Origin of the sequence: Flavobacterium gilvum (assembly GCF_001761465.1) — a bacterium.
In the GTDB taxonomy this organism is placed as follows: domain Bacteria; phylum Bacteroidota; class Bacteroidia; order Flavobacteriales; family Flavobacteriaceae; genus Flavobacterium; species Flavobacterium gilvum.
Genome location: NZ_CP017479.1, coordinates 3,938,508 through 3,963,669, shown reverse-complemented (window position 1 = coordinate 3,963,669; position 25,162 = coordinate 3,938,508). Strand labels below are relative to the sequence as shown.

Sequence of the window (25,162 nt, the reverse complement as noted above, 5' to 3'; positions counted from 1 at the left end):
ATTATATTTATAGAAAAATACGCATTGGGTGTTAAATTATTTATTTTTTGATAATGGGAAAACCAAAAAAGGAGTTTACTTATGAAGAATTACTCCGAAAAGTAAAGGAACAGGAACAACTCATAAAGGAGTTAAATGAAGAAAAAAATACCGTTACCAATTTTGAGTATTTTGTAAAAGAGTCTCCGGATTTAATATGTGTTGCCGATAGAGATGCCTATTTCAAAATAGTCAATAATGGTTTTACCAAAGCTTTGGGTTATTCAAAAGAGGAATTGCTTTCCAGACCTTCTTTTGACTTTGTGCATCCCGATGATTTGGAAAAATCTTTGGAGGAATTCAAAAAATTAACTCAAAATTGCCCAATCATTGATTTTGAAAATCGATATATAAAGAAAAACGGTGAAACGGTTTTTTTGCAATGGAAAGCTAATTTGAATGCTACTAATAGTTTAATCTACGGAATTGCCCGTGATGTTACCGAAATCAGAAAAACACAGGAAAAACTTTTGTCCAGTGAAAAATCACTCAATGAGGCACAAAAGATAGCAAAGATTGGAAGTTGGGATTTTAATTTGATTACCCAGGAATTAAATTGGTCCAACGAATTATACGAAATATTCGAAATCGAGAATAAGCCTGCTGATCCTGATTTATATGCCAAATACTTATCCAGTTTTTTGCCCGAAGATGCAGAGATATTGAATGCAAATGTTTTGAATACGGTTTCCAAAAAGACTCCTTATGAAATGGAGCATCGAATAATTTTGAAAAATCAAAAGATGAAATGGGTATTTTGTACGGGAGTCCCGGTTTTGGATAATAACAATAATGTTGTTGCTTTAAAAGGTGTGGTACAGGATATTACGCAAAAAAAGTTAATTGACGACACTATAAAAGCTAAAGAAAAAGCAGAAGCCGCAAATAAAGCAAAATCTGATTTTCTTGCAAATATGACTCACGAAATTCGGACACCGCTTAACGGAATTGTTGGTTTTACAGATTTATTGCTGAAAACAAAATTTGATAATGACCAATTGGAATACCTCAAAACCGTCAATGAATCTGCCAATACTTTGATGGAAATCATCAATAATATTCTTGATTTTTCGAAAATCGAATCCGGAAAACTAGAGCTTAATTTTGAAGAAATAGACCTTTTTCAATTACTGAATCAAATTATTAATTTATTCAAATACGAAGCAAATCACAAAAAAATTGAGTTACTCCTTGAAATTGACCCGAATGTGCCAAAATACATCAAAGCTGATTCCTTTCGTTTAAAACAAATATTGGTCAATTTGTTGAGTAATGCGATGAAATTTACTTTCTCAGGTTCCATCAGATTGAGAGTGAATCATGTTGAAGATGAAGATTTATTTTCGAAAATTAAATTTTCTGTCATAGATACAGGTATTGGAATTAAAGACAATAATCAGAAGAAAATTTTTCAATCCTTTATTCAGGCGGATAATACCACCACTAGAAAGTACGGAGGAACCGGTTTGGGATTGGCAATTTCGAGTCAGCTCTTGACACTAAAAAATAGTGAATTGAAATTAATCAGTACTTATGGTCAGGGAAGTGAATTCTTTTTTATAGCAACTTTTGAGAAAGTAATAAATAAAGCTCCTTATTTGGAAGAGAATAACGATTTGGTTTTAGATAATGTATTACGGTCTTCAAATTCATTATCTGATTCAAAGATTTTAATTGTTGAGGATAACAAAATAAATATGCTTTTGGCCAAAACCCTGCTCCGTAAAGTTATCAAGGATTGTAAACTGATTGAAGCCACCAATGGTTTTGATGCTGTAGTTTTGGCAGAAGAAAACATGCCCGATTTGATTTTGATGGATATTCAGATGCCTGTACAAAATGGTTATGACGCTACTTTGGAAATCCGAAAAAAAGAAAAAATCAAACACATTCCGGTCATTGCCCTCACTGCGGGGGTTTTGAATGGTGAAAAAGAAAAGTGCATAGAATACGGAATGTCTGATTATCTTACAAAGCCAATTGTACAATTAGAGCTCGAGAAAGTACTTTTAAAATGGCTGAAAAATTAATTTTATAGCAAAAAAGAATGGTTAGAATAAGCTGTTGGATGTAATTGCTTCGCCAATTCGATTTCGGCTCGGGTCACAGATTACTATTTGATAAGTGAAACGGTTATCTAGTTCTTTTAAAAAAAAACTATAAATTCCATGTTTCTCTTATGTGGTGAAAAAAATTACACCCAACGTGTTAAAATATATTTAGTTTTATATGGTATTAATTTAATTGTTAGTGGGTTGTGTAATATAAGTTTTGTATATTTAAATTGTATTTTGGTTATTAATTCAGATATGCAAATTATATATGACCGATAGCAATCAAAAAATATCTTCATATGAAAGAAACTTTACCATCAGTTGAAGAATTGTTACAAAAAATCAAGAAACAAGAGCATAAGATTTCTTTATTGCAAAAGAAAATAGATTCGATTGCTAATTTTGAATTTTTCACCAGAGAGTCCTCAGATTTTATTTGCGTCACCGATTTGAATATATATTTGAAGGAATTTAATCTTGTATTTATAAAAAAATTGGGGTACTCCAAAAGAGAATTATTGGTCAATAGTTATACTAAATTATTCTACCCAGACGATCTTAAAAAATCACAAGAAGCTCTTCAAAAACTATTGGAAGGAAGTACTTCAGTCACCTTTGAAAATCGGATTGTTACTAAAAAAGGGGAACTTTTGTCTGTACAATGGACATCCATTATCAATCCTGAACGCAATCTGATTTATTCCATCGGGAGAGATATTACAGAAATCAGAAATATTCAGGAACAGCTAATTTTCAGTGAGAATTTATTGAACGAAGCCCAAAAAATAGCAAAAATAGGCAGTTGGGAATTTAACTTGAAAACGAAGGAATTGGTTTGGTCCAAAGAGTTGTATTCTATTTTTGAAATACCCCTTGGAACCAAAGAAAAATTATATGAACAATATCTGAGTTTTTTTTCAAAGGAAGATCAGGAGATTTTGAGTGACAAAATAAATGAATCGGTAAAGACCAAATTACCTTATGAAATCAATCACAAACTGAATTTTCCAGATAATCGTTTTAAATGGGTTTTTGGCACGGGAGTTCCTATTGAAAATGAAAAAGGGGAAATTGTTATGTTGAGAGGAGTTGCCCAGGATATTACCGAAAAAAAAAGGATTGAGAATGAAATTTTTGCAAAGGAAAAAGAATTTCAAGCTATCAAAGAAAAGGAAAGAGAGCAGCAAAGTAATGCTAAATTCCGCAACTACATAGAAAATGCACCAGATGGAGTAATGGTTGTAGACAATCAGGGAAATTTTTTGGAAGTAAATCCGGCGGCAACAAAAATTGCGGGTTATTCCAAAAAGAAACTGTTTAAAAAAACGTTTTGGGAAATTGTTCCATTCCATTCTTTGAATAAAATCGAAACTTTATTCGGAACGCTTTCTTTGAAAACAGTCTCAAATGAGGTCATTGAGTTTGTCAACAAAAGAGGATTTTTACGTTATTGGTCCATAGATGCCGTAAAATTACACGAAAAACAGATTTTATTATTCGTAAAAGATATTACAGAACGGATTCAGTCAATTGAGGCACTAAAAGAAAAAGAAATGTTCCTGAGGGAAACTCAAAGCATCGCTCGATTAGGATCTTACAGCATTAATCTGCAAACAAAAAAATGGACCAGAACAGATATTTTGAATACTATTTTGGGAATAGATTCCGACTTTGATTTGAATGAAGAAACCTGGTCGGATCTAGTCCATCCTGATTGGAGAGAACCTTTGGAAAACTATTTTCAAGAGGAAGTAATCACAAAAAGAAAACCTTTCAACAAAGAATATAAAATCACAAGAGCCAATGACAAGACGGAACGTTGGCTGCACGGAATAGGAAGTTTAAAATGCGATAAGGATAATAATCCTGCCATTATAGTGGGAACTATTCGAGATATAACTGATCGAAAACTACTGGAATTAGAATTGATAAATGCCAAAGAAAAAGCCGAAGAAAATGAAAAGGATTTGTATATTAAATATGTTGAATATGAAGAGATTAATGAGGAGTTAAAAGAAACCAACCGGGAACTTAAAAAAGCCAAAATTCAGGCAGAGGAAGCCAATAAGGCCAAGTCGGACTTTTTGTCTAATATGAGTCACGAAATCAGAACGCCATTAAACGGAATTGTTGGTTTTACTGATTTGTTGATGAAAACCAATCTGGATAAAAACCAGTTGGAATATATGTCTACCATTAATGTTTCTGCCAATTCTTTGATGGAAATCATCAATGATATTTTGGATTTCTCCAAAATTGAATCCGGAAAATTAGAGTTGCACATAGAGGATACAGATCTTTTTGAGTTGCTGCATCAGGTTATTGATTTGTTTAAATATCAGGCCAATTTGAAAAATATTGCTTTATCCCTGAATATAGATAAAGACGTACCTCAATATATAGCGGCTGATTCGATTCGATTGAAACAAATATTGGTGAATTTAATGAGTAATGCTTTAAAATTCACTTCGTTCGGACATATTCATTTGGATGTTGAATTGGTGAAAGATGCCACGAAAAATGTAACCCTGAAATTCTCTGTAAAAGATACCGGAATTGGAATTAAACAATACAATCAAAAGAAAATTTTCAATTCCTTTGTTCAGGAAGAAAGTGCTACTTCAAAAAAATTCGGAGGTACAGGTTTGGGGTTGACCATTTCCAATTTGCTGCTTGAATTGATGTGTAGTAATCTACAATTGAAGAGTAAATACGGAGATGGTAGTGACTTTTATTTTTCCATCAAATTTAAAAAAGCAAACCCAACAAAAGATGCCTTTGTCGAGTTGACGCCACCTAAAGAAATAAAAAAGATAGAGTACGCAAACAATAGAGAAGCACTACGCATTTTGATTGTAGAAGACAATAAAATCAATATGTTTTTGACCAAAACCTTGGTAAAACGTATCGTTCCAAATGCCATTATTCTGGAGGCTACAGACGGGAAATTAGCAATTGAGCAATTGGAAATGAATAATCCGGATTTGATTTTAATGGATATTCAGATGCCAATAAAAAATGGATATGAAGCCACAATCGAAATTAGAAACCATAAAGGTTGCGACAAAATTCCGATCATTGCCTTAACCGCAGGAATAATGGTTGGTGAAAAAGATAAATGCCTCGAGTTTGGTATGAATGATTATGTTTCCAAACCAATAATCGAGGATGATTTGAATTTTATTTTCCGAAAATGGCTGCCTCAGAAACAAGTTAATTAGGAATGTTTTTAAAGGAAAAAGATTGTTGTTACAATCCTAAATTCTGAAATAAGCCCTGATAATTTGGATTATTTGGATCCAATTGTTTTAGTTTAATAGCTGTTTGTTGTGCTTTTGTTTTGTTATCACTTTGGATATAGACAAAAGTTAGTGCATAATACAAATCGGGTGTGTTGGGGCTTATCGCGATTCCTTTTTGCAAAATCGTTTCGGCTGCTTTAAAATTTTTCTTGGCGTTTAGCATTAATCCATAATTGTAATACACTCTTGGATTTTGTGATTTTAAAGCAACAGCATTGGCAAATGCGGTTTCGGCTGCTGTCGAATTATTCGTTTCATTGTAAAGCAAAGCCAAATTGTAATAAATTCGGTCATTTTTAGGGTCGTTTTTCAACGCTTTTTGCAAAACGTGTAACGACGCATCATTTTTACCTACAGCATTATAAAGTGAAGACAAATTAAGCAGCGCATAATTCATTTTATCGTCTTTTTTTAGTCCTTTCAGGTAAAAAGATTCGGCATTGACATAATCCTGAATTTTTAAATAATAATCCGCAAGCATTATATTTCCCACCGAAAAGTCAGTTTGATAATGAAGATAGCTGACTAATTCTTTATTCGCAGTTTCAAAAGCGGTTACGTATTGACTTGGAATCTGATCTTTTGGTAATCCAACAAAAAGATCAGCGGCGGCGATACGAACAGCCCTCACTTTGTCTGATAATAATGGTCCAACATTTTGAATCCAATCGCTTGGCGCAAAAATAGACAAACTGCGTAAAGCTCTGTATCGTACTTGAGCATCTTTATGGTTTAAGCAAGACGTTATCGTTTTTAAACTTGTTTGTGAATTTATGCTTCCCAAATAGAATAAAGCTGTGGCTTTGATGATATTTGGAGTGTTTTGGATATTGATTAATTGGGTTAAATGAGATTCGCTCTGGTTGTCCAATCGGCTGCCAGGAATCAAATCATCGGCAAAATGATACTTTCGGTTCGGACCATACCATTTGATTACGGCATCGGCCAAAGTTTTTTCGGATTTATCCTTATGGCAATTACTGCAAGCATTTGGAGTTCCGTATTTGACCGAAAGATCGGGGCGAGGAACCCTAAAACTATGGTCGTGTCGCAAATCATTCCCCATGTACAATTTACCTGGCATATGACAGTTTACGCAAAGCGCACCATTTGAGCCTATTGTATGAAAAGTATGTTTTGGTGTGTCATATTTTTTTTGGATATGACATTGCAAACAGGTTTGATTGTCAATTTTTTTCAGTTTGATACTGTGAGGATTGTGACAATTGCTGCATTTTACTCCTTTGCTGTACATTTTGCTTTGCAAAAAAGAAGTATAAATGTAATCTTCGTCATCAACCTGCCCATCGGCATGGAAAAATTCTGTGTCGGGAATTTGCGGAATATAATTGTCCATTATTTCCTTGCTGTCGATATGTTTTGGACTTATTTCGGAGATACGCGCATGACAAGGAGCGCAAGTATTGATTTGTTCCAATTGACCGGAATTTTTGCCCAATTTCATAAAACTTCCAGTTACTTTATCTCCCGATTTATAATCGGAACCGTTTATGTAATTTAGGTGTTTTTGACCAGCGCCATGACAACTTTCGCAACTTACATTGATAACGCTGTAACTTGTTTTGTAGGTATCCGTTTTGGTGTCATAGTTTTTGTGCAAGTTAGTCGAATGACAGGTGGCACACATCGTATTCCAATTTTGTGCATTTCCTGTCCAATGCAGCCAATCGTGTGAAGCAATTTTTTGTCCGGCATATTGATTAAACCATTTCTTTTTATTGACATCCCAACTCAGGCGTGGCACTTGCAATCTTCCACCTGGAAATTGAACTAAATATTGTTGCAAAGGTTTGTGTCCAAAAATATATTTTATCTCAAAATCATGATTCTTGCCGTCACTTCCTTCGGTATTGATGAAAAATTTAGAACCTTTTTTGTGAAATTTGCTGGTGATACCATCTGCGGTGAAAGTCACATCGTTAAAATCTCCTTTTACAGTTGAGTCATTGGCGGGAAGCATCGACATATAATGGTCAGATTCTTTCCATAGATGGTGTTCGGTCGAGTGGCATTTTACGCAGGATTTATCCCCAACATAGGCATTGTTGGCAGAAAGCGTTTCGGTGTATTCGGTATCTTTTGAACTGCAGCTATCAACAATAAAAACTCTAAATATTACAAATAGGATAATAAGGATTGATATGACAATTGAAGATTTTTTGAGCATGTAGAAAATTTTTCTCAAAAATATAGAATTAAAAAGTAGTCGCAAAGGAGAGTCTGCAATAAAAATGAAGCGAATAAGTTTTTTGCAAAAAAAAAAGAGTGCTTGAAGGTACAAACACTCTTTTCGGGTCATTATAAATTAATTACATTACGCTTTCTTTGTAGTTTTAGCAGAGCAACAAGCTTTCTTGGATGTGCTGCTGCATGCCTTTTTTTCTTTGGTAGTGCATTCTTTTTTAGGGGCTTCTTTTGGTTTTGTCTCCTGTGCGCTCATATTCATTCCTGCAGAAAAAAGAGCGACGGCCAAAACAGTGATTAGGTTTTTCATGGTCATGTATTTTGATTAATGTAAACTCAAAAGTATCGTTTTTTTTGAGTCACTATTGTTAATTAACTTTTTTATAACTTAAATATTTAGTGTTTTAACCTGTTGTATATCAGTTGTATTGTGATTTATTTTACAATAATACGTATTTATTAAAAAAGATAATGTAGTACAATGTCCTTAAATAAAGTAGAATTAATTCTATTAAATAATTGTTGTCATAAGAAGTGGAGATGAAATAGCTTATTTCATTGAGAAAGGAAGCGTTTTTCGAGTTTTTATATTAACATAATCAAAGTCTTTGCGAGGAACGAAGCTCTCACTAAGAAAAGTGTGCCCCGAAAATTAATTGGAGCGGATATAGTAATTCTGATTGTTTCGTTCCTTGTAAAGACTCATAAAACGGGATTTTTTCCACTTTATCAAGTGCGTTCAGCTCTTGGACGCTACAGATAAATGGAAAAAATTCATTTACAATTTATTTCAGCATTTTGCTTTGGCACACAAAATCGGTTTTGGGAATATTTGTTTTGGCAATGGCATTAAATCCACCTTCTATTTCACTGAAATTTCGAAAACCGCGTGCCTGCAATATCGATGCAGCTATCATACTTCGGTAACCGCCGGCGCAATGAATAAAGAAATGTTCTTTTGAATCAATGTCTTTTATCCAGTCGTTAATGTTTGTCAGTGGTTTGCTAAAAGCTTCTTCGACATGCTCGGCACTGTATTCACTTGGTTTACGGATGTCGATGATTTTGCTTTCGCCAATTTTTACTTTTGCTTTAAATTGGTCAGCGGTGATTCGGTTTACGGTGTCTACATCTTTGCCAGCTTTTTTCCAGGAATCAAAACCGCCTTCTAAATGACCAATCAAATGATCAAAGCCAACACGACTCAAACGGGTTACGGTTTCTTTTTCTCTTCCGACTTCGGTAATTAGGATAATGGGTTGGTTTACATTGGCAATCAAAGCGCCCACCCAAGGAGCAAAATCACCATTTATTCCTATATTTATGGATTGCGGAATGAAGCCTTTGGCAAAATCGCCACTGTTTCTTGTGTCTAGAATCAAAGCTCCTTTTTCATCGGCGATAGCTTCAAATTTGGTTACAGAAAGAGCGTTCATCCCGTGTTGCAGCACGTCCTGAAAACTATCATATCCTTTTTTGTTCATTGCGACATTCATCCCAAAATAGGAGGGGGGAGGGAGCAATCCTTCGGTCACTTCGGCGATGAATTCGGCTTCGGTCATGTTGGCTCTTAGCGCATAATTAGTCGCTTTTTGGTTACCAATGGTCGAAATGGTTTCTTTGCTCATGTTCTTTCCGCAGGCACTTCCGGCACCATGAGCGGGATACACAATAACATCATCGGCGAGTGTCATTATTTTGTTTCTTAACGAATGAAAAAGTAATCCTGCCAACTGATCTTGTGTCATCGAAGCGGCTTTTTGGGCAAGATCCGGTCTTCCTACGTCTCCAATAAAAAGAGTATCACCGGAGAAAATGGCATGATCTTTCCCGTTTTCGTCAATAAGTAAATAAGTGGAACTCTCGAGTGTGTGCCCGGGCGTATGCAATACTTTTATTTTGATATTTCCTATTTCAAATAATTGATTATCTGTTGCGACAGTCGCTTTAAATTCGGGTTGAGCTGTTGGGCCATAAACGATTTCAGCATTAGTTTCTTTGCTTAAATCCAAGTGACCCGAAACAAAATCAGCATGAAAATGAGTTTCAAAAATATACTTCAGTTCAACTCCGTCACGCTCAATTCTGTCCAAATAGGGCTGTGTTTCTCTCAACGGATCGATTATGGCCGCTTCTCCATTAGAAGTGATATAATAAGCACCTTGTGCCAGACAGCCAGTATATATTTGTTCGACTTGCATGGATTTATTTTTAAGTTACTAAGTTACTAAGATTCTGAGATTCTAAGTTTATTAAAAGCTTAGAATCTCTTTAATAATAATATAAATTCCCATCACCAAAATGAACCACCCAAAAAGAGGTTTCAATTTGGCGCTGTTTATTTTTTTTGATAATTGAGTACCAATAAGCATTCCCATAAAAGCAATTGCCGAAATGGTTAACAAAAAAGCATAATTGATTGGTGTTCCAATGTATAAATCACCAGCAAAGCCAATGGAAGAGTTAATAAAGATAATTAATAATGATGTCCCAACGGCTTGTTTCATAGGTAAATTGGCAAAAAAGATAAGAGCCGGAATAATTAAAAATCCTCCACCTGCGCCCAAAAAACCAGTTACGATTCCGACTACAGAACCTATTAGTGCTAATTGTAAATAATTTGTCCCCGAGGAATGTATCTGTGGATTGTTTTTGTAAATCATAGAAAAAGAAGCAGCTATCATCAATACGGCAAAAACAATCATAATCAGGAAGTTTTTGGTGACCTGAAAATCATTTATTGTAAAAAGTACATTGGGAATTTTTAAAATAATCACTTCCCGGATTACTAATATGGAAAATACGGAAGGAATACCAAAAAATAAAGCCGATTTGATTTTGAGATTACCCAATCTGTAATGGCTGAAACATCCCGACAAAGCTGTAATCCCAACGATGAATAAGGAATAGCTGGTGGCCAATTTTGGGTCTATTTTAAATAAATAAACCAATATAGGAATCGTCAAAATGGATCCTCCGCCACCTATCAGTCCTAATGAGATACCTATAGCCAAAGAAGCCAAATAGCCAACGTGTTCCATGTTTTGCATTTTGTTTGCACAAAGATGCAAAGACAATTATTGGCGTTGTGTAACTTTTGTCACTTAGGAAAAGTTTAAAAGTTTAAAGTTTAAAAGTTTAAAAGTTTAAAAGTTTAAAGTTTGATTTTTGAATTTGATTTTTGAATTTGATTTTTGAGATTGATATTACCTTTTCTACATCAAAATCTCAATCTGGTTGCGGTTTAAAACTACAAGACCTCTTTGTTCCATTTTTTTAAGCAATCTAGAAATGACTTCTCTCGATGTATTCAAATCGGAACCGATTTCCTGATGCGAGAGTTTAAGTTCCTTGCAACCGCAAGCCTCGACTTGTCTTTTTAAATAAAATTCGAGACGTTCGTCCATCGCTCGGAATGCAATGCTGTCAATTAATTCCAGAACTTCTTCAAAACGATTACGATAACTGCCAATCACAAATTCATACCAGCTACGATGCTGCATCATCCATTTGTCCATCAAATCTAGCGGAACCATAATGAGTTCAACATCATCGACTACTTTTGCCATGATTTGGCTTTTTTCATTATTGACAGAACAAACCATAGATAAGGCGCAGGCTTGCCCGGCTTGTATATAATACATGAAAAATTCGCCGCCATCAATATCTTCACGATATACTTTGATGGTTCCTTTGCTTACAAGAACCGTATTTTTTATATACTGCCCGGTGCGCATGATAATTTCGCCAACATTGATTTTTTTGACAATCTGATTTGCTTCAATGTCCTGAATTAATTCTTTTGAAAAAGAAGGAAATATTTTATTCAGCTGTTCTTGCATTTAGATTTTTTATTTTGAAATGAGTGTAAAATTAGTAAAAAAGTGAGCTGTTTTATAATAACCGATTTTGAACAAAAAGTTATTTTTTATCGAAATTTTAACCAAAGGTTTTAAAAAATGAAGATTCATTATGTTTTTTGGAATGTGGTTAACCAGCTTTGTATTTTAATCAAAAAAGTAGATTCATAATTTGGAAAAACAGGAATGTTTTTTGACTGTTTAGATTATGCTTTACGAAAACGTTTTCTTTGATTTTTTGATTAATTCACAAAAAAGAGGTATATTGTTTGAGAAAAACCTTGTATTTTTACAAAAAAATATAAATTATGAATTTAACACAAGAAGAATGGGTTTCCCAATTTGAAGCTGATGAAAATGCTGTGATATTGGATGTAAGAACCGAAGACGAATGCAATCAAGGCATAATCGAAGGAGCTATCAACATAGATATTCATAAAGGACAGGAGTTTGTCGATGCTATTAATGCATTGGATAAAAGCAAAAATTATTATGTGTATTGCCGCTCAGGAATGAGAAGCGCCAAAGCGTGCGAAATAATGAATGAGTTAGGCATAGAAAATGCTTATAATTTACTCGGCGGAGTAATAGAATGGGATGGCGATTTAGTATAATATATATAAAGAGGCGCCAGCCTCTTTTTTTTAAGTTTTAATAAGAAAACCAAAATAACCAAAGAATGAATACAATACCTGAAGAATTTCAAATAACAGCCCCTCTGATTCAAGATACTTATTTGGTAAATGGAAAATTAAAAAAATGGACCGGAAAAACAACACCGGTATATTCTACAATATCTTCAACCGAAAAATATGCACCAACATTATTAGGCTCTATTCCATTTATGGGTGAGGCCGAAGCGCTTGAAGTGGCCGAGTCCGCAAGAGCAGCCTTTGATAATGGGCAAGGATTGTGGCCAACAATGAAAGTTGCTGACCGTATCAAATGCATGGAAAAGTTTGTCGAAAAAATGAAAGAAACCCGAACAGAAGTAGTTAAACTTTTGATGTGGGAAATTGGAAAATCACTTGGTGATTCCGAAAAAGAATTTGACAGAACGGTAGAATACATAAATGACACTATTCAAAGCTATAAAGAATTAAATAGTGATTCAGCCCATTTTTCTAAAGTACAGGGTATAAATGCCATGATTCGAAGAGGACCTATTGGAGTAGTATTGTGTCTTGGACCATATAATTATCCATTGAACGAAACTTTTACGTTGCTTATTCCAGCTTTGATTATGGGAAATCCAGTAATCTTCAAGCCTGCAAAACACGGTGTTTTATTGATTTCTCCATTGTTGGAAGCATTTAAAAATAGTTTTCCTAAAGGTGTAATCAGTATTGTTTATGGTAGAGGACGCGAAATTGCTTCACCAATAATGAAATCTGGAAAAGTAGATATTTTAGCTTTGATTGGGAATAGTAAGGCGGCTATCGCTTTACAGGATCAGCATCCGAACAAAAACAGACTTCGTTTGGTATTAGGATTAGAAGCCAAAAACCCAGCGATAATTTTACCAGATGCCGATTTGGATTTGGCTATCCAGGAATGTATTACAGGATCATTATCGTTTAATGGGCAACGTTGTACAGCTTTGAAATTGATTTATGTACACGAAAATGTAGCAGCTGAATTTAACAAACGCTTTGCCGAAAAGGTTGATGCCTTGAAATTTGGGAATCCTTGGGAAAAAGGAGTAGCATTAACGCCACTTCCAGAAACCGAAAAGCCTGCCTATATTGAGGAGTTAATTAATGATGCAAAAGAAAAAGGTGCTAAAGTAATCAATGCAAAAGGAGGAAAAAGAACTGATAATTTTATTTATCCGGCTATTTTGTATCCGGTAAGTAAAGAAATGCGAGTGTATAATGAAGAACAATTTGGACCTGTAGTACCGGTTTTGACATTCAAAGATATACAAGAACCGTTGAATGATATGGCTGAGTCAAATTACGGACAACAGGTAAGTTTGTTTGGAAAAAACATCAAAACTATTGCGCCGCTTATTGATACTTTGGTAAACTTAGTTTGTAGAGTAAACCTGAACAGTTCTTGCCAAAGAGGACCAGATATTTTTCCTTTTACAGGAAGAAAAGATTCTGCTACAGGAACATTGAGTATTCATGATGCTTTGCGTTCGTTCTCTATCAGAACTTTTGTCGCTTCAAAAGATAATGCTTATAACAATGAAATTTTACAGGATTTATTGAATAGCAAAGAATCGAATTTCATCAATACCGATTATATTTTGTAATCGATTTTAAAACAATTTTAAGACCGTCTCATTCCAAAAAGTGAGACGGTTTTTTATTGGCAAAAAGAATGAAATAGCAATTAATTGTTTTGATGCTGATTATAAAATCTTGTTTTTGAATTGATTATATTTGTATAGAATAATCCACAGTCCATAATATTGTAATCTAAAAAAGCGAAGCATCAAAAAGAGAATAAAAATAGCTGCCCGGAATGTCCACGGACGATTGCATCGTGAGCCTTTTTATGTGCATCCTAAGCTGAGTTTTGTTCCGAATATTGTCATCAATATTATCACCTTCATAATTGCCTTAGCTTTGATATCTGCAATTCTCTACTTATTAATTCGCTTTCTAATTAAAGCGTTTTATAATTTATAAGAAAACATTTCACTTTGTGCTTCAAAATATGTTATAAGGACATTTTTTTAATTAAAAAGAGGTCGTTAAAACAGTAATCAAAAAAAGACAGTTATTTCTTTACTGACAAATAAATAATGAAATTAATTTTGGTTAAAAAAGGTGATTTTATTGTGTTGTCTTGGTTAATTATTTTATTAAATCATCACTATAATTTAATTTATTTATGGATTGTTTAATTTTGTGTCGTTATTTTGGTTTTTCTTTATAAAATTCATGATTTCATGATAAATATCAGCTTTCTTGCTACAACGTTTTCATAAATTTGTTATATAATAAAACATCAGGCCATGAAAGCAGAAATTAAACTTTTAGTTGTGTTTGCTTTACTAATTGTGTCAGGTACAAAAAGTATAGCGCAAGAAATTAGCTGGGTTGCACCAGAATATTCGAGCTCTTTAAAAAACCCATTTGCAGGAAATCAGAATGCCATTAAAGAAGGCGGAGTAATTTTCAATGAAATGTGTGTTTTGTGTCACGGTGTTAAAGGTCAGGGGAATGGAGAAGCAGGCGTTAACATGCAGCCTCGTCCCGCAAACTTATTAGCATTAAATGTAAAAAATCAGTCAGACGGTGCAATTTTTTGGAAAATCACCCACGGGAATGCTTCAATGGCTACTTATTTTGGAATTTTAACAGATGACCAAAGATGGAAACTGGTCAACTATATACGAGAATTAGAAAAAAAATAATTTTGAATTAGTACCCAAATCATTTTTTTCAATAAAACCGTTACCACTTGATGTCAAAGTAGTAACGGTTTTCTCTTTAGTAGAGACGTTGCAGTGCAACGTCTCTACGCAAATTAGGCTTTAAGCGAAGCCATATCAATTACAAAGCGATAACGAACATCACTTTTTAGCATTCTTTCATAGGCTTCATTAATCTCTTGCATTTTAATTATTTCAATTTCAGAGACAATGTTATGTTCTCCACAAAAGTCAAGCATTTCCTGAGTTTCGGCGATACCGCCAATCAGAGAGCCTGCAACAGATTTTCTTCCCATTATCATCGGTACAGTGTTTAAAAACGGTTCCAAGCCGCCTAAATAACCCACCAAAACCAGTGTTCCATTGGTATTCAAAGTTGCAACATAAGGATTTATGTCATGAACATAAGGAACGGTGTCAATAATTAAATCAAATTTTCCTCCTACAGCTGCCATTTGACTTGTCTCAGTCGAAATAATTACAGCATCAGCACCAAGCTCCAAGGCATCTTTTTCTTTACCGGGTGTTCTTGAAAAAAGGGTGACTTCGGCACCAAGACCTTTGGCAAGTTTTATGGCCATATGTCCCAATCCACCCAATCCTACAACGGCAACTTTGCTTCCTTTTCCAACTTTCCAGTGACGAAGTGGAGACCAAGTGGTTATTCCCGCACAAAGTAGAGGAGCTGTAGCGGCAAGATTAAGATTAGCAGGTACTTTTAGCACAAAGTGTTCTTCAACCACAATTTTTTCGGAGTAACCTCCATAAGTCATTCCGCCCAAATATTTGTCCGGACTGTTGTAGGTTCCAATCCATCCATTGGAGCAATATTGTTCTAAATCGTGTTTGCAATTGTCACAGGTGTGGCAGGAACCTACCAAACATCCTACAGCGGCAAAATCGCCCACTTTAAGTTTGGTTACTTCGCTTCCTACTTTGGTTACTTTTCCAACAATTTCGTGACCAACAACTGTTGGATAAGTCGTAAATCCCCAGTCGTTTCTGGCAGTGTGCAAATCGGAGTGACAAACGCCACAATACAAAATATCAATTTCAATATCTTTTGCAGAAGCGTTTCTGCGTTGGATATCCATTTGTTTTAAAGGGGCGTCTGCTGCTTCGGTACCGTAAGCTTTTACATTTGTGGTTTCCATAGGATTAAATTTAAAAGTGTGATTTTAAAACATTGAATATAAGTATTTTAATTGGTATTTTGTTGTTTTTTTAGTTCAAAAAGTAGTAGCTTTTTTTTAGCAAAATTGATAAAGAATCCTGAAAGGTTTCTTTCAAAAAAAATGTTGTATCCAAAAAAAAGCTAAAAATCCTTAGAAATAAAATTTACTTTATCCCCAATTCCAGATAAAACTGATCTATTTCTTTGGTATCCCAACCCATGGCAGTAATGATAGCTTTGGCCTTTCGGGCGTATTCTGTGGCCGATTTTTTATCCTTTATTTTGTTGTATAAACGCGCAAGCAAAAAATTGCTCTCGGCTGAATTGTTTAATTCCAGCGACTTTTTTGCCCAGATAATAGTTGTTTGTAAATCTTTCTTTTCCTTTACATGAAGGACATAATTTTTTGAGATTTCATTAATGGTTTTGTAATCATTCCAAACCAATTTTTGTACAGATTCTAATGTGGTTTGCTTGTATTTTGTCCAGCATTTACAGGCTTCATACATTTGTAAATCGTATTTGAAAACTAAAGAATCTACTTTTTTCGAATTAATATTTTTTGCAATAATTCGGTTCTTGTCGTAGGTAATAGAATCCAGATTTTCCATGTTATGAGTCAGGGTTTGATTTACCACACTTACAATTTTGGCATCGACTCTTTTAGGAGAAGAAACTTTGGCAAAATCACTTTGGTGATTTAAAACAAAATCAAACTCTTTGGTGTCCAATTTATTAAGACCAAAGGCAATAATTCTCCAATTTATAGCTGTAAACAGTTGATCTTTTGGTTGAGTTGCCAAGTATTTTGCAACAACATCATCCGTTTTGTATTTTTCAATGCTCTTTCTAATGGCACTCAAATAAAGAAGACAGTTTTCAGGACTTCGATTATCGTCATTGAATTTTTTTTCCAGATTTGGTATTTGTGTGTTTGGGTTTAAAGCTTTTTTGGATTCCAAAATAAATTCTTCAGAAGTAAATTCTCCACCGGTGCTGTACAGATGGGTTTCATTTTCATTCAGGTATAAATAGGTGGGAAAAGAAGTTACGTTAAAATTTTTCATAAAATCCTTTCCTGTTTCCGATTCACCATTTATTGAAACATTGATGTAATTTGTGTTCAAAAAATCGACTACAACAGGATCTTTTAAAACGGTGCTTTTCATTTTGTTGCAATGAGGGCACCAAGTGGCATAAACCATTATAAAAATTGGTTTCTTAATCGATTTGGCTTTTTCAAGTGCTGATTTATAATCGTTTTCTATGAAATTGATATCTTGTTTTTGTGCTTTTGTAATAGAAACAAAAAACAAAAGAGCGATGATGAGGGTGTATTTTATTGCAAATTTCATTGATAACTTTTTGGAAAAATAGTATTCTTTTTAAACTGCAATTTAGTTCTTTTTGCTATTCCATTTTTTTTGTTTTGTAAAAAAAATCATAAATAAATACTAAAAAAGAGTCCCTTGAATAATGTTACTTTTTGGATTGTCCCCGAATTTTAAAGTATCAATAACAAAAAACTGTTTTATTTGCTCGTCAAATTGTCTCAAAACCACACTGTCACAGATAAAATTCAGATCTATTGAGGTAAACATTTTATTGGCTTTGGCAAGATTTTCGGGTTTGAGTCTTCGGGCTATGGAGAGGTGAGGATTGTCGCTTTTGAGCATATTAGGAATCAACAAAGATTTGTGAAATTGTTTCATGATGTGCTTCAGGTTTTTATGAGAATCCTTGTCGGGAGCAATGAAAAAAGCACCGTTGGGAAAGGAACTAAATTCATTCAAGTGTACATTTACAGCCGAGAGGGTATCGCATATTTTTTGGATTTTATTTTTGATGTTCTCTAATTGTTTTTCGGTTGCTTTAAACTCGCAGATGGTAATATGCCCCACCGAATTTTTACTGTTGAACCAACCCACTTCTGTCGCCAGTTGTTCTTTTATTGATTTCACCAAAGCAAGAATAGACTCGGAAGGATGAATAACAAGAGAATAGGTTTTTTCCATAGCGAACATTTTATGATATTATAAAAGTATAAATTTAGATTTTTATTTGTTTGGCATTAGTCCTAAAATAGTAGATTTGTGTAGTTATGAAGCGAATTAAATCTGTAATAATGTAAAACAACAATGAATGTCAAAATTAGATAAAATCCATAATATGCCTATTTATCAAAAGGCAGAACAAATATTTAAGTTGACTGAAGGTTTAGTTCAGATTATTCCAAAAGATGATGAAATTTTGCAGGAAACAAGCGTTCGATTTATGTTGGAAGATGCCATAATAATCCCTGCAAAAATTGTTAATGCAGAAGCGGGTGATTTATATGATTTGCGGATGGAAAATGCTGCGATTATCCGGAAGGCAGCTCGAGATTTGTATGTTCATGCAGGAAGCCTTCACTATCATGGGATTGAAAATGTTGAGTATATCGATTTGCTTAGAAAGGAAATAGATGAGTTTCGAATGCTGTTTATTGATTGGGTAGCAAGTTTTGATGTTTGGAATTATATTAAGGATGAATGGGGTTTGTTTAATCCGCCCGGTGTAAATGCGCATGATAAAGACCCCGATGCTGATATTCCATTGAATCCTGATGATTTCTTTAATTTTGATCATGAAGATGAAGAAGAGGATGAAGGATAAAGATTCTTAAAAATGTAATAAAAACAAAAGCCTGTAAAATTAATATTTACAGGCTTTTGAAATTTAATCGAAACAACATTGATTTTTATTCTTTCTTCAAATTGGTAATAACTTCGGCGGGAACCCTGATAACCGTTCCGTGGCGTGTTCCTGCAGGAAAACTAATTTGATCTGATATGTCCTCCCAACCTTTAGAATTTTGCTTTACAGCTCCGTATTTTTTCTGAGTGTATTTATCAAAATAAACTATCCATTCTCCATTTATTTGGATTGCGGTTGGTCCTTCAGCCCAATAATTGCCAGTAATAGGTTCGCTTGCTTTGGTATAAGGGCCTGTTAGATTTTTACTGAAAGCTGTTTTTAGATTTTTCTGAACCGGAACTTTTGTTTCGTCTTTTAGATACATTGTATATCCTTCGCCTTGTTTTACAATAGTGGCATCGATGACATTGAAACCAGGTTCATAAAGCAGTTTTGTGGGTTTGAATTTTTTGAAATCTTTGGTTGTTGTATAGTAAATTCTATGGTTATATCCTTTTTCCTCATTTGACTGGGTTTCAGGAAATTTACCTTCAATGGTTGATGCCCAATAAATCATATAGGTTTTTGAATTTTCGTCATAAGTGATTTCTGGTGCCCAAGTGTTGCGGGTTTTGTTTTCATGGGACATTACCGGTAAAAACTCCTGTTTTGACCAATGAATCATATCCTTTGACGAGGCATAACCAATTCCTTTGTCTGTCCAGCTTACTGTCCAAACCATGTGGTACAATCCGTCACCGCCTTTGATAACGCAAGGGTCTCTCATTAATTTGTCTTTGCCAACTTCCGGAGTCAAAAATGAGGCATCTTTTTTTAAAGCTTCCCATTTGTAACCATCATTACTTGAAGCTAAATGCAGGCCATCTTCTCCGTTTCCTTTGAAATAAGCAAACAAATAAGTGTCTGGTATTTGAATAAAACCATTGGCAATCAGCCATTTTTCGCAGGCATTTGACCAGTTTTTATTGGTGCCTGCAACTCCCAATCCAAAACCGTGACCACCGTTTTCATACAGATGCATTTCGGCAGGAACTTTATTTTGTTTTAAAGCCAAATAATAATTGATGCTGTTTTCAACAGGAACGGCTTTGTCATCGGTGGCGTGAACCAGGAATGTTTTTGGTGTGTTTTCGTTAACCTTTTTTTCGTTAGAATATTTGGCAACCAATTCACCGCTAGGGGTTTTTCCTAGAAGGTTTTGTTTGGATCCGCTGTGTGTTATTCCGTCTTCCATAGAAATCACAGGATAAATCAACATTGAAAAATCGGGGCGGGCACTGGTGTCGTCTTTGGATTCATATACTTTGTCATTATAATGTGTGGACAAAGTTGAGGCCAAATGACCTCCAGCCGAAAAGCCCATGATGCCAATTTTTGCTGGATCAAGATTCCATTCTGCGGCATTTCTTCGTAATATTCTTATAGCTTCTTGAGCATCTTGTAACGGACCGATGGTCTTATCCTTCATTATGACATCGCTCGGCAACCTGTATTTTAAAACAAATGCAGAAACTCCGATAGATTGCAACCATTTGGCTATTTTGTCGCCTTCTTTTTCATGAGATAAAACGGCATAGCCTCCACCAGGACAAATGATTACAGCTGCATTTTTTAATCCTTTATTTTCTGCCAAAAATATTTTCAGGGTGGGTTCGGTTACTTTTAGAATGCCGTTTATATTTCCTTTATCATCTTTTCTAAATTCTTCCTTGTAGTTAGCATCTTCAATTGCGCCGGGGATTTTGTCCCATAATTTTATTTCTTTGCTTTGCGAAAAAGCAGAAAAACTCATTCCAAAAAATAACAGTAATAATGTTATTTTCTGGCTAAAAAGGTTTGGTTTGTTCATGAAAATATTGATTTTTTTGTGGTTTTAAAAATGATTAAAACTATACACTTTAGTGAATATTAGTTTCAGTTTCAAAAAAAAAATTTGCCGCAAATTACACAAATTTCCACTAACTAACTTGTGACAATTTGTGTAATTTGTGGCAAAAATAAGTTGTCCGGGCTTGTAAACTTTCAGTTCGATATACCCAAGCGGTGGACAATGGTCTTTTTTATAAAAGATATTATTTTATTTTATAAATTTCGGAACCAGCTAATAAAAAACAACCCAATCCATAGTCTTCAAAATCAGGTATTTTATCATAAGATAGAGGTTGTCCGTCTTTTGGCTCTTTTCCAGTTGATTGAAGATAACCCAAGAAACCATTGTCGTGTAAACTTTCTTTGGTAAGGGCATTCCAGGCTTTTTGGATTACTGGCAAATAGGTTTCTTTTTTCAAAATTCCGTTGTTCACGCCATACGCCATTCCGTAAATAAACAAAGCTGTTCCCGAAGCTTCTTTTTCTCCAAAATTTGTTGGATCGTGCAAACTCACATTCCAAAAACCATCGGCTCTCTGGATAGGTGCCAATGCTGCCGCCATGGCTTTAAGATCGTTTACATATTGCTCTCTGTGTGGTGCATTTTGTGGAATAATGGTCAAAACTTTGGCCAAAGCCGCAATTACCCAACCATTTCCTCGGCTCCAATAACAATCTTGCCCATTTGGTTCTTTGTATGGCGGATCAAAGTCGGCATCACGCCACCACAATCCGTCTTTTGGGTTAAAAAGACCATTATCACCATGTTTGTTTCGGGAATACATATACATTTGGTACATTTTTTCAAAATAGCGATTGTCTTTTTCAAGCACTCCCATCTTTGCAAAAACAGGCATTCCCATTTGGATAGCGTCAATCCATGACCAATCATCAAGTTGAGGGGAATTCAAAAGCATATTAATATTCGCTCTTGTATTCTTTAATTTTTTAGAATCGGGTTCTAAATTATATAAATCAATATAGGTTTGTGCAGCGCAATAATTATCGGCGTTGCGGGTGGTATTTCCTCCATTGAATCCCCATTTATGAAATTCAGACCAAGCATAGGCATAGTCATAATATGCTTCTTTTGGGAAGATTTCATGCAAAGCCATAAGTCCTTCATAATATACGCCGCGAGTCCATATATTACTTGGGCGTTCTTTGTTTGTAATGATGGTTTTGCCCACATCTGGCCATTTTTGCATAAAATAATCATTGGCAAGCATCATTTGTTTTAATACTAGTTTTTTATCAAATGGCTGTTGTGCGCCTATCGAACTTGTGAATAAAAAACAGATGGCGAAAAACAATACTACTTTTTTCATTTTTATATTTATTATTTAATGTGATTAATTTTGTTGTTTTAATGGAGTAATAGTTACTGGTCCTAATAATCCGGAAGGCATCGGATTCCATTTTGTGGCATCGAATTTTTTATAATCTTTATCAACCATATTGATTTCATAAAAAATTTTCCATTCTTCACCTTTTATTTCTTTGTCCCTAATTCGGTTGGCAGACAGATTGGTAACCTGAATTTTTAAAGTATTTTTTCCAGCTTTTAATTTTCCGATATTCAATTTAAAAGGAACTGACCATGCGGTTCCAATAAATTCATCATTTAACCAAACTTTTGCGCTTTCGCGAACATCTCCCAGATTTAAACTCCATGATTCTGTTTTGATATTCGGATTATCAAATTGAAGTGTGTATGTCGCAGAACCTGAGAAAGCTTCGGCTTCAGGCCCTAATTTTGTCCAAGATTCTAGGTTTGAAACCGTTGCGCTAGGAGGTAATTGCGGACCGCCTTTATCAAAAGTAATTTTCCAATTTCCTTTTAACGGAACCGCTTCAGCAGTTGGTTCGTAGTAATTCCATTTCTTTTGCGAAGCGGTGTTTTCTGTTTTTAGAAAATAAGATTGTCCCGGTTCTATTTTGATTTTTACCAACGTAATATTCGCCTCTTTCTTTACAATAGCGTTCCCATAATTTCTATTTAGAGGATCAAAAATTACAACTTCTTTATTGCCAATTTGAAGCGGAATAAATTCGTCTATTGTTTTTGGAGTATGATTTACTACATAATATATTTTTTCTCCATCAATATTTCTTCGAATGAATTTTAAGCCTGTATTTACAAGCGTTTCAGGATATATTTGAGTGTCTTCTAGTGTTTTAAAAATGTCCGTTGTTGGTTTAACCAATTCGCTATTAGCAGTTAAAAGGCTTTTAAGTTCTTGTTCTTGTTTTTGATAGTCATAAAAACCTGGAACAGATTCTGGTAATCCTTCAAAAATAATATTTGCACCAGCTTTTTTCAACTCAATAAGCTTCTGTAAAGTCACAAGAGGCATTTTTTTGCAAGCAGGAATTATCAGTGATTTAAAAGTCCCGCCAGGCAAACTTACTTTTCCGTTCACTACTTTTGCTTCAGCTATAAAATTATCTGAGATAAAGTCAACTCCATATCCTTTTTTCATAAGGCTTTTGGTTGTATCATAAAATGAAGTTTCATACAACCAATCAGATAAAGAATGTATTTTGTATTCAACAAATAAACTTCCTTTTTTGTATTTATCCCAATTATCAAAAATAGGCCAATAAAGCAATATTTCATTGTCTGATTTTCCCTGTTGCAACATCGATTGGCAGTTTGCTATATAAGAGAACAAAGCAGGAGCATCTTCCCAAATGCTATTATTGGAATTAAAATTTACAGATGCATAAAATTGCCATCCCGGCCAAGCTGCTCTTTCCGGAGAATAAGTGGAACCATGAAGAAAAATATGATTGACTCCATTCAGCATGAGATCCTCTGCTTCCGGTTTACATTGTGATAAAGCGGTTTTAAAGTGTTCGCGTAGCCAAGTAAATGTTTCAGAAGAAACCAGCTTTTTTCCTGAAATATGAGCTGCCGAAGATGAAAATTTCAACATTACCGGATCAGCATCGCCTTCGCGAATGTCTTCTTTTTCTCTTCTAAAACCTGGAATATCAAATGGCATAGAGCCAAAAGTCTCACACTCTGGAATATCTGCGGATGCATATAAATCAATTAAATTTCCAGGAGAACCGTGTGCCTGAAGTTTGGTTTTAAAGTTTTTAGAATGTGCCCATTGTGTCCAGGGTTTGTCAAATTTGTTCAATAATAAATCGCCAATAGTCTGACGATAATCACTTTTTATTCGGTTACCAATTTCATTATCAGTTTCACTTAATAATAAGGGTAATTGCTTTTTTAAATCGTAGCCTCTTCGTTTTTGAAATTCTTCAAAGAAATTGGGTGTAAAATCGGTTCCGTAAACTTCATAGCTGTCATTAAAAATCGCTCTGATTTTTCCTTCACGACCTTTAAAAGCATTATTAAATGGAACTACGTAAGCATTTAAGGCTTCTTCTGAATAATGATCTAATGTAAAACCGCTTCCTCCCGGTGCTGATCTTTTAACTTGTTGTCCGGTTTTACCACTAAAAACGGCATATAGTGTATAATCCGTTTTTTTAGCTTTCCATTTTAATTTATTTGGTTCTAATGGATTAGGAATAGAGATGGATTTTCCGTCGATACCTTTATCCTCTGGTTTTGAGCCGTTTTTATTTAATTGATTTGTCAGATTGATAACAGATCCATCACTTCCATAAGCAACAACATATAAAAGTTCTGCAGGTTGTTTTTCTTTAGTGTTTTCAACTTTAATATTTCGATCAAATGTTTCATTTTTTTTCAATTGGTATTTCTCGACAACCAATTTTGTAGCAGCATGAGGCAAGGTGACATGTGAACCGCCATAAGGCCATCCTGTCCCGAGAACCATATCAACCTGCATGTGAAGACTGTCGGCTACATGGATAGTGTAATCGAGCATTTCCATCCATTTTGGCGATAGGTAATCAATAAAGTTGTTTTCTTCACCTTTTACACCATAAATAGGAGTTATTTCGACACCTCCAATTCCTGCTTTATGGAAATCTAAAAGGCTTTTTTTAAGATTAGGTTTATCCACTGCGCTTCCCATCCACCACCAACGGGCCCAAGGCTGATTTATGTTTGAAGATTTAGGCCAGGGAGAGTTTACTGTCTCTTGTCCAAAAGTGATTAACGTACTAAAGAATATGAATAGTAGTAATTGATTTCGAAGGTTTGGTTTCATAATTGGATACTGTTCTTTGGTTCTAGGTTAATTTATGTTTTGATAAAATTGTAATCATTATATCAAAATAATGGTTTAGCGTAAAATTATAAGTAGTATATGTGAATAGTATCCTGTTGAGTCCTGTTTTGATTAAAGTGTGAATGATTTATTGAAAAAAGTTGTTTTTTATGTGTTTTTTATAGTTTTTTATTAAATAATATAATAAGTATAAATAAAGTTATTTTCATGTTATTTTAAGATATTTTTTTATAATCACTTTTAATTTAGTTTTAAAAGAGATTTTTTATTTAAATTTTATAAAAATTATTGATAATAATGTTCTTTTTTAATAAAAATACAGGATAGTGCAGGATAGATAGAGGAGGGCTACTGGATATATTTGTTTCGACTAAATTAATTAACTAAAAATTAACTTTT

17 protein-coding genes are annotated in these 25,162 nt (G+C 34.3%); 6 read left to right on the top strand and 11 right to left on the bottom strand.

What is annotated here, in order from left to right:
- Positions 1–53: 53 nt before the first annotated feature.
- Together EM308_RS15950 and EM308_RS15945 are read left to right on the top strand one after the other, a co-directional pair.
- Complete coding sequence (locus EM308_RS15950; RefSeq protein ID WP_051877610.1) at positions 54–2,069, top strand: PAS domain-containing protein; 2,016 nt, start codon at positions 54–56, stop codon at positions 2,067–2,069.
- Positions 2,070–2,392: 323 nt separating this feature from the next.
- Positions 2,393–5,314, top strand: coding sequence for a PAS domain S-box protein (locus tag EM308_RS15945; RefSeq protein WP_051877609.1), 2,922 nt, complete (start codon positions 2,393–2,395; stop codon positions 5,312–5,314).
- 28 nt (positions 5,315–5,342) lie between these two features.
- Here the strand turns inward: EM308_RS15945 and EM308_RS15940 are convergent, their stop codons facing one another.
- The 5 genes from EM308_RS15940 to EM308_RS15920 form a co-directional block, all read right to left on the bottom strand.
- Positions 5,343–7,583: a HEAT repeat domain-containing protein gene (locus EM308_RS15940; RefSeq protein WP_197056100.1), complete on the bottom strand. Its 2,241-nt coding sequence runs from the start codon at positions 7,581–7,583 to the stop codon at positions 5,343–5,345.
- A 147-nt stretch (positions 7,584–7,730) separates the two neighbouring features.
- Positions 7,731–7,910 (bottom strand): hypothetical protein, encoded by a 180-nt coding sequence (locus tag EM308_RS15935; protein ID WP_035633311.1) that lies wholly within the window; start codon positions 7,908–7,910, stop codon positions 7,731–7,733.
- Positions 7,911–8,385: 475 nt separating this feature from the next.
- Positions 8,386–9,801, bottom strand: coding sequence for an MBL fold metallo-hydrolase (locus tag EM308_RS15930; RefSeq protein ID WP_035633222.1), 1,416 nt, complete (start codon positions 9,799–9,801; stop codon positions 8,386–8,388).
- 51 nt (positions 9,802–9,852) lie between these two features.
- Positions 9,853–10,641, bottom strand: coding sequence for a sulfite exporter TauE/SafE family protein (locus tag EM308_RS15925; RefSeq protein WP_035633308.1), 789 nt, complete (start codon positions 10,639–10,641; stop codon positions 9,853–9,855).
- A 174-nt stretch (positions 10,642–10,815) separates the two neighbouring features.
- Positions 10,816–11,442 (bottom strand): Crp/Fnr family transcriptional regulator, encoded by a 627-nt coding sequence (locus EM308_RS15920; RefSeq protein WP_035633220.1) that lies wholly within the window; start codon positions 11,440–11,442, stop codon positions 10,816–10,818.
- A 326-nt stretch (positions 11,443–11,768) separates the two neighbouring features.
- Here EM308_RS15920 and EM308_RS15915 point away from each other — a divergent pair, with 326 nt between their 5' ends.
- The 3 genes from EM308_RS15915 (at position 11,769) to EM308_RS15905 (ending at position 14,830) form a co-directional block, all read left to right on the top strand.
- Positions 11,769–12,074, top strand: a complete 306-nt coding sequence (locus EM308_RS15915; RefSeq protein WP_035633219.1) for a rhodanese-like domain-containing protein — start codon at positions 11,769–11,771, stop codon at positions 12,072–12,074.
- Between the two features lie 65 nt (positions 12,075–12,139).
- The gene (locus tag EM308_RS15910) at positions 12,140–13,720 is read left to right on the top strand and encodes an NADP-dependent glyceraldehyde-3-phosphate dehydrogenase (RefSeq protein WP_035633216.1); all 1,581 of its coding nucleotides are present in this window, start codon (positions 12,140–12,142) and stop codon (positions 13,718–13,720) included.
- Positions 13,721–14,428: 708 nt separating this feature from the next.
- Positions 14,429–14,830 (top strand): c-type cytochrome, encoded by a 402-nt coding sequence (locus tag EM308_RS15905; RefSeq protein WP_035633213.1) that lies wholly within the window; start codon positions 14,429–14,431, stop codon positions 14,828–14,830.
- A gap of 113 nt (positions 14,831–14,943) precedes the next feature.
- On the opposite strand, the gene EM308_RS15900 is transcribed toward EM308_RS15905, so the two are convergent.
- From EM308_RS15900 to EM308_RS15890, 3 genes are all read right to left on the bottom strand, one after another.
- On the bottom strand, positions 14,944–16,002 hold the full coding sequence (locus tag EM308_RS15900; RefSeq protein ID WP_035633210.1) for an NAD(P)-dependent alcohol dehydrogenase: 1,059 nt from the start codon (positions 16,000–16,002) through the stop codon (positions 14,944–14,946).
- Between the two features lie 184 nt (positions 16,003–16,186).
- Positions 16,187–17,377, bottom strand: a complete 1,191-nt coding sequence (locus EM308_RS15895; protein ID WP_051877608.1) for a thioredoxin family protein — start codon at positions 17,375–17,377, stop codon at positions 16,187–16,189.
- A gap of 99 nt (positions 17,378–17,476) precedes the next feature.
- Entirely contained in the window at positions 17,477–18,037 is a 561-nt protein-coding gene (locus EM308_RS15890) for a 2'-5' RNA ligase family protein (protein ID WP_051877612.1), read from the bottom strand.
- Positions 18,038–18,164: 127 nt separating this feature from the next.
- Between EM308_RS15890 and EM308_RS15885 the strand changes: the two genes are divergently transcribed.
- Positions 18,165–18,677, top strand: a complete 513-nt coding sequence (locus EM308_RS15885) for a hypothetical protein (protein WP_035633208.1) — start codon at positions 18,165–18,167, stop codon at positions 18,675–18,677.
- An 85-nt stretch (positions 18,678–18,762) separates the two neighbouring features.
- On the opposite strand, the gene EM308_RS17925 is transcribed toward EM308_RS15885, so the two are convergent.
- The 3 genes from EM308_RS17925 to EM308_RS15870 form a co-directional block, all read right to left on the bottom strand.
- Positions 18,763–20,568, bottom strand: a complete 1,806-nt coding sequence (locus EM308_RS17925) for an alpha/beta hydrolase fold domain-containing protein (protein ID WP_156101289.1) — start codon at positions 20,566–20,568, stop codon at positions 18,763–18,765.
- Between the two features lie 223 nt (positions 20,569–20,791).
- On the bottom strand, positions 20,792–21,916 hold the full coding sequence (locus tag EM308_RS15875) for a glycoside hydrolase family 88/105 protein (RefSeq protein WP_035641112.1): 1,125 nt from the start codon (positions 21,914–21,916) through the stop codon (positions 20,792–20,794).
- A 24-nt stretch (positions 21,917–21,940) separates the two neighbouring features.
- Positions 21,941–24,742: a glycosyl hydrolase gene (locus EM308_RS15870; protein WP_035641114.1), complete on the bottom strand. Its 2,802-nt coding sequence runs from the start codon at positions 24,740–24,742 to the stop codon at positions 21,941–21,943.
- Between the last annotated feature and the right edge of the window lie 420 nt (positions 24,743–25,162).